The organism is Streptomyces sp. NPDC059853, assembly GCF_042731495.1.
Taxonomy (GTDB): domain Bacteria; phylum Actinomycetota; class Actinomycetes; order Streptomycetales; family Streptomycetaceae; genus Streptomyces.
In genome coordinates, this window is the sequence record NZ_JBHWJL010000337.1 from 1 (window position 1) to 5,207 (window position 5,207).

General features: G+C 73.0%; 6 protein-coding genes. 2 read left to right on the top strand and 4 right to left on the bottom strand.

What is annotated here, in order from left to right; genetic code table 11:
* Window positions 1-74: 74 nt before the first annotated feature.
* Window positions 75-332 carry a DUF397 domain-containing protein gene (locus ACFV5N_RS24345; RefSeq protein ID WP_026047825.1) on the bottom strand — a complete coding sequence of 86 codons (258 nt, stop codon included), beginning with the start codon at window positions 330-332 and terminating at the stop codon, window positions 75-77.
* A gap of 3 nt (window positions 333-335) precedes the next feature.
* Window positions 336-1,193, bottom strand: a complete 858-nt coding sequence (locus ACFV5N_RS24350; protein WP_385603681.1) for a helix-turn-helix domain-containing protein — start codon at window positions 1,191-1,193, stop codon at window positions 336-338.
* Window positions 1,194-1,419: 226 nt separating this feature from the next.
* Between ACFV5N_RS24350 and ACFV5N_RS24355 the strand changes: the two genes are divergently transcribed.
* Both ACFV5N_RS24355 and ACFV5N_RS24360 read left to right on the top strand, forming a co-directional pair.
* The gene (locus tag ACFV5N_RS24355; RefSeq protein ID WP_385603684.1) at window positions 1,420-1,881 is read left to right on the top strand and encodes an ATP-binding protein; all 462 of its coding nucleotides are present in this window, start codon (window positions 1,420-1,422) and stop codon (window positions 1,879-1,881) included.
* An 85-nt stretch (window positions 1,882-1,966) separates the two neighbouring features.
* On the top strand, window positions 1,967-3,784 hold the full coding sequence (locus tag ACFV5N_RS24360) for a VanW family protein (RefSeq protein WP_385603686.1): 1,818 nt from the start codon (window positions 1,967-1,969) through the stop codon (window positions 3,782-3,784).
* Between the two features lie 14 nt (window positions 3,785-3,798).
* On the opposite strand, the gene urtE is transcribed toward ACFV5N_RS24360, so the two are convergent.
* A complete protein-coding gene (urtE, locus tag ACFV5N_RS24365) occupies window positions 3,799-4,488 on the bottom strand; it encodes an urea ABC transporter ATP-binding subunit UrtE (protein WP_385603688.1) in 690 nt (229 codons plus the stop codon).
* On the bottom strand, window positions 4,488-5,207 hold a 720-nt coding region (gene urtD / locus ACFV5N_RS24370; protein ID WP_385603691.1), incomplete at its 5' end, for an urea ABC transporter ATP-binding protein UrtD. The genes urtD and urtE, both read right to left, overlap by 1 nt.

Genomic DNA, 5,207 nt, shown 5'->3' on the forward strand with positions numbered 1-5,207 from the left:
CGGGCCGTAGCCGTCCGGCGGGGGTGCGGCCGGTCGGGGCCGGCCGCGGTCGGGTCAGGTCAGGTCAGGTCAGGTCAGGTCAGCAGGAAGTCGGCTTCCCCGTGCTTCGCCCCGCGGATGAACGTCTCGATCTCGTGCGGGGTGTAGATGAGCGCCGGTCCCTCCGGGTCGGTGGACTGGCGCAGCGCCACCCGGCCGTCGGCCAGTTTCATGGCTTCCACGCAGTTGCCGCCGTTGGTACCGCTCCAGGGCTTGCGCCAGCCCGCACTGCCGAGCTCCTTGGCGGGCATCCCGTTGTAGATGTGGGGGTGAGGAGGGGGCGTAGTACCCATGCGTCACAGCTCCTTGCGAATCTCACCGAGGATGGCCACGGTGTCCTGTACAGACGCGGCCTGCGCGCCCATGCGGTCCAGCACCTCCAAATAGGCGATGGTGTCGGGCCGTTCATCGTGGTACACCGCACCGGTGAGGCTCTCGGTGTAGATGATGTCCGGCAGTTCCGGGATCTCGAACCGGAACAGCTGGAAGGGCCCGAACATGCCGGGGTGGGGGCCGGCGCTGAACGGCATGATCTGGAGGGTCACGTTCGGCAGGGACGTCATCTTCAGCAGATGATCGATCTGTTCGGCCATGATGGCCGGGTCGGACAGCTCGCGCCGCAGGACGTGCTCCTCCATCACGGCCCACACCAGGGGCGGACGGGCGCGGGTGAGCAGTTCGGACCGTTCCATGCGCAGCGCGACCCGGCGGTCGAGTTCCTCCTCGCTGCTGTGCGGGAAACCGGTGCGCAGCAGTTCGCGGGCGTAGGCCGGGGTCTGGAGGAGCCCGGGGACACAGTGCGGTTCGTAGGACCTGATGAGGCGGGCTTCGCCCTCCAGGGAGACGTAGAGGCTGAACCAGTCGGGCAGGACGTCGCGGAAGTTGTGCCACCAGCCGGGCCGGTTGGCCTCCTCGACCAGGACGAGGAACGCCTCCGCCTCCGCGCCGCCGACCCCGTAGCGCTCCAGCAGGGCCTTGACGTACAGCGGTTTGAGGCCGACCTCGGCCTTCTCCATGCGCCGCACCGTGGTCGTGTTGACGCTCAGTGCCTCGGCGGCGTCTGCGAAGGAACAGCCGGCTCGCTCACGCAGGTCCCGGAGGCGGAGACCGAGGACGATCTGTCCCACGGTCGGCCCCGAGCGCGCTTCCGCCACGGTGTCTCCTCCAGCGCCCTGTGTGCCGCGCCTTGTTGTTGTACGCAATGCGACCGGTCACGGTCCTTAGGGCGTAAGTGTGCCACAGCGGTAATGGCATCGACAGAGATCGCTTCGCGTTCTGCAAATCGCAGAACTCCTCTTGCGCTCTGCTCACTTCAGCGCTCATAGTGAACACGTGACCCGGCTCACGCCGGCAACGGATCCACGGAAGGCGCTCCCGCTCGTGTACTCACCCCCCCGCACGACGCCGCTCCCGGTCTCCCTCCCCTCGCCCGCCGTGCCCCCGGCGGACCCGCCGGGAGAGAGATTCGAGCTGCCGTCCCGCCCGGCCTCGGTCGCCGCCGCGCGCGAGCTGGTACGGCACCGGCTGACCGGCTGGGGGGTGCCGCGCGACCTGGTGGACACCGCGCGTCTGATCGTCTCCGAGCTGGTGACCAACGCCCTGCTGCACACCGCGAGCGACCGCATCGTGTGCCGCGTCGAGCGCCGGGGCCGCCAGCTGCGGATCGAGGTCGCCGACCAGGGCCCGGGGCTCGACCCCCGCGTCCCGGCCGCCGGTCCGTCCGACCCGGACGCCGAGGGCGGGCGCGGACTGCTGCTGCTGGACGCGATGGCCGCCCGGTGGGGCGTGATCTCTCCGCACCAGGGAGCGGGATGTACGGTCTGGGCGGAAATCGCCCCCTGATCCGGCCCCTGGGCGTTTTGCTAGTGTCCCTGGCGTCAGCGGCCCCGTCCGGGGCCCCCGTCCACAGCAGTCCCCGGGGAGATCCGTGTCGTACTCCATACCCCCGCCGCCGGCCCAGCCGCCCACGGTGCACCGGCGGGGCGTCGGGCGACGGCTCGCGGCCCTCCCCCGGCCCGTCCTGATCAGCGCCGTGGCCTTCACCGCGCTGGCGGCCGGCGGGGTCACCGGCTATCTGCTGCTGGGCGACGGCATCGCCGAGGGCACCACCGTGCACGGGGTGGACATCGGCGGGCTCTCCGCCGAGGAGGCCCGCGCGAAGCTGGAGGCCGAGCTGGGCGACCTGGGAGCCGCCCCGCTGCGGGTCGTCATCGGCGAGGACGAGAGCGGGGACGGGGCCGACGAGCCCGAGATCCACACGCTGGACCCGGCCGAGGCCGGTCTGTCCCTGGACTTCGGGGCCACCGTGGCCGCGGCCGGCAACCCCTCGCTGCTGGACCGCGTCCTGGGCCGGGGCGGCGGCGAGGTCGAGCTGGTCGTCCGCCAGGACGAGGAGGCCGGCCGCGCCGCCCTGACCGGCCTCGCGGCGGAGTCCGACCGCACCGTCCGTGAGGGCGCCATCACCTTCACCGAGGGCGAGCCCGAGGTCACCGCGCCGCGCGCCGGGGTCGCCCTGGACGTGGAACGCTCACTGGGCCGGCTGCGCGAGGGCTACCCGGCCGCCCCGCCTGCGGACGCGGCGGACGCGGAGCCGGCCGCCGCCCCGGTACCGCTGCCGGTCACCCGGGCCGAGCCGCTCACCGGAGAGGCGGAGATCGAGGAGGCGCTGCGCGACTGGGCCGAGCCCGCCGTATCGGGACCGGTCCTGCTCACCGCCGGGGACGCCACCCTCACCATCTCCCCCACCCTCATCGGCGACCACCTCACCCTCACCGCCGACGACACCGGCGCCCTGCTCCCCGCGTTCGACGCCGCCGCGCTCGGCGCCGACGAGCGGCTGGACGAGCAGCTGGCCGCCGCCGAGACGGAGCCGGTGGAGGCCGAGCTGCGGCTGGACGGCGGGCAGGTGGTGGCCGCCGCCCCCGGCCGCAACGGCAGCACGGTGGACCGGGACGCCGTCGGGGAGGCCGTGGAGCCGCTGCTGTACGCCGAGGGCGAGGCCGCCCGTACCGGGACGGTCGCCACCGAGGAGGTGGAGCCGGCCATCACCCCGGCCAACTACAAGGACCTCGGCATCGTGGAGGAGATGTCCTCCTTCACCGTGGAGTTCGAGCCCGCCCCGTACCGCATCACCAACATCGGACGGGCCGCCGAACTGATCAACGGCTCGGTGGTGGCGCCGGGCGAGGAGTGGAGCTTCAACCGCACGGTGGGCGAGCGCACCGAGGAGAACGGCTTCGTCGAGGGCATCATCATCCTCGACGACCAGTACACGAACGCGCAGGGCGGCGGGGTCTCCGCCGTGGCCACCACCATGTTCAACGCGATGTTCTTCGCCGGGGTCAAGCCGGTGGAGTACGGGGCGCACTCGTTCTACATCGAGCGCTACCCGGAGGGCCGCGAGGCCACCGTCGCGTGGGGTCACCTGGATCTGCGGTTCCTCAACGACTCGGGCCACACGATCTACATCCTGGCCTCCTCGACCGACTCCTCGGTGACCATCACCTTCCTGGGCACCAAGCGGTACGACGAGGTCCGCTCGGAGACCGGGCCGCGCACCAACATCAAGGAGCCGGGCAGCCGGGAGGGCGCCGCCGGCGACGAGTGCGTCCCGCAGCCCCCGCTGGAGGGCTTCGACGTGGAGGTGACCCGGATCTTCGTCGACGACGGCGCCGAGGCCGGCCGCGAGACGTACCGCACGACGTACGTGCCGCGCGACGAGGTGCTGTGCGAGGGCGGCGACTGACCGCCGCCCCCGCCTCACACCCGCAGGGCCTGACGCACCCGCTCCTCCGCGCCCGGCTCGCCGGTGCCGGAGGAGGTGATCCGGCCGGCCTCCAGTACGCAGTACCGGCGGGCGGCGCGCAGGGCGAAGCCCACGTGCTGCTCCACCAGCAGCACCGACAGACCGCGCTCGCTCAGCCCGATGACGGTGCGCTGGATCTCGGCCACCACCGAGGGCTGGATGCCCTCGGTCGGCTCGTCCAGCAGCAGCAGCCGGGGGCGGGTGATCAGCGCGCGGGCGATCGCCAGCTGCTGGCGCTGGCCCCCGGAGAGCAGCCCGGCACGCCGGGTCCCCAGCGAGCGGAGCGCCGGGAAGAGGTCCAGTGCCTCGTCCAGCGCGGCACGGCCGTCGCGCCGGCCGTCGGCGACCAGCCGCAGATTCTCCAGGGCGGTCAGCTGCGGGAAGCTCTGCTGGCCCTGCGGCACATAGGCCATGCCGCGCCGCACCCGCTGATGGGCCGGGAGCCGGGTGACGTCCTCCTCCTCGAACCACACCCGGCCGCTCCCGGGCCCGATCAGCCCGAGAGCGGCCCGCAGCAGGGTGGACTTCCCGGCCCCGTTGTGGCCGAGTACGGCGGTGACCGCCTCGCCGGGGACCTCCAGGGAGACGCCGTGCAGGACGCGGCTGCGCCCGTAGCCGGCCGTGAGGTCCTCGACGCGCAGCATCACGCCTCGCCTCCCGCCGGGGTGGTGACGGCCGGTTCTCCGAGGTAGACCTCCTGGACCCGGGGGTCGGCCCGCACCTCGTCCACGGTGCCCTCGCTGAGCACCCGGCCCGCGTGCAGCACGGTGACGCTGCGGGCGAAGGCCCGCAGGAAGTCCATGTCGTGCTCGATGACGACGACGGTGCGGTCGGCGGCGATCCGGTGCAGCAGTTCCCCGGTGGCCTCGCGTTCGGGGTGGCTCATGCCGGCCACCGGCTCGTCCAGGAGCAGCAGCCGGACGTCCTGGACGAGCACCATGCCGATCTCCAGCCACTGCTTCTGGCCGTGCGCGAGGGTCCCGGCGAGCCGGTCGCGGTGCGCGGTGAGCGCGATGGTCTCCAGGGCGGCGGCCACCGCGTCCGGGATGTGCCGGCGGCGGCGCAGCAGGGTGGTGACGGAGCGGGTGGCGCCGGCGGCGATGTCCAGGTTCTGCAGGACGGTGAGCTGTTCGAAGACGGTGGCGGTCTGGAAGGTGCGGCCGATCCCGAGCCGGGCGATGCGGTGGACGGGGCGGCCGAGGAGTTCCCGGCCGGCGAAGCGGACCGAGCCGGTGGCCGGGGCGAGTCCGGTGACGGCGTCGACGAGGGTGGTCTTGCCCGCGCCGTTGGGGCCGATGAGGAAGCGCAGGTCGCCGGGGGCGACGTCGAGGTCGACGCCGTCGACGGCGGTGAACCCGTCGAA

Coding starts and splice junctions, on each gene's coding strand:
- ACFV5N_RS24345 (WP_026047825.1), bottom strand. CDS start 332: ATGGGTACTACGCCCCCTCCTCACCCCCACATCTACAACGGGATGCCC.
- urtE (WP_385603688.1), bottom strand. CDS start 4,488: ATGCTGCGCGTCGAGGACCTCACGGCCGGCTACGGGCGCAGCCGCGTC.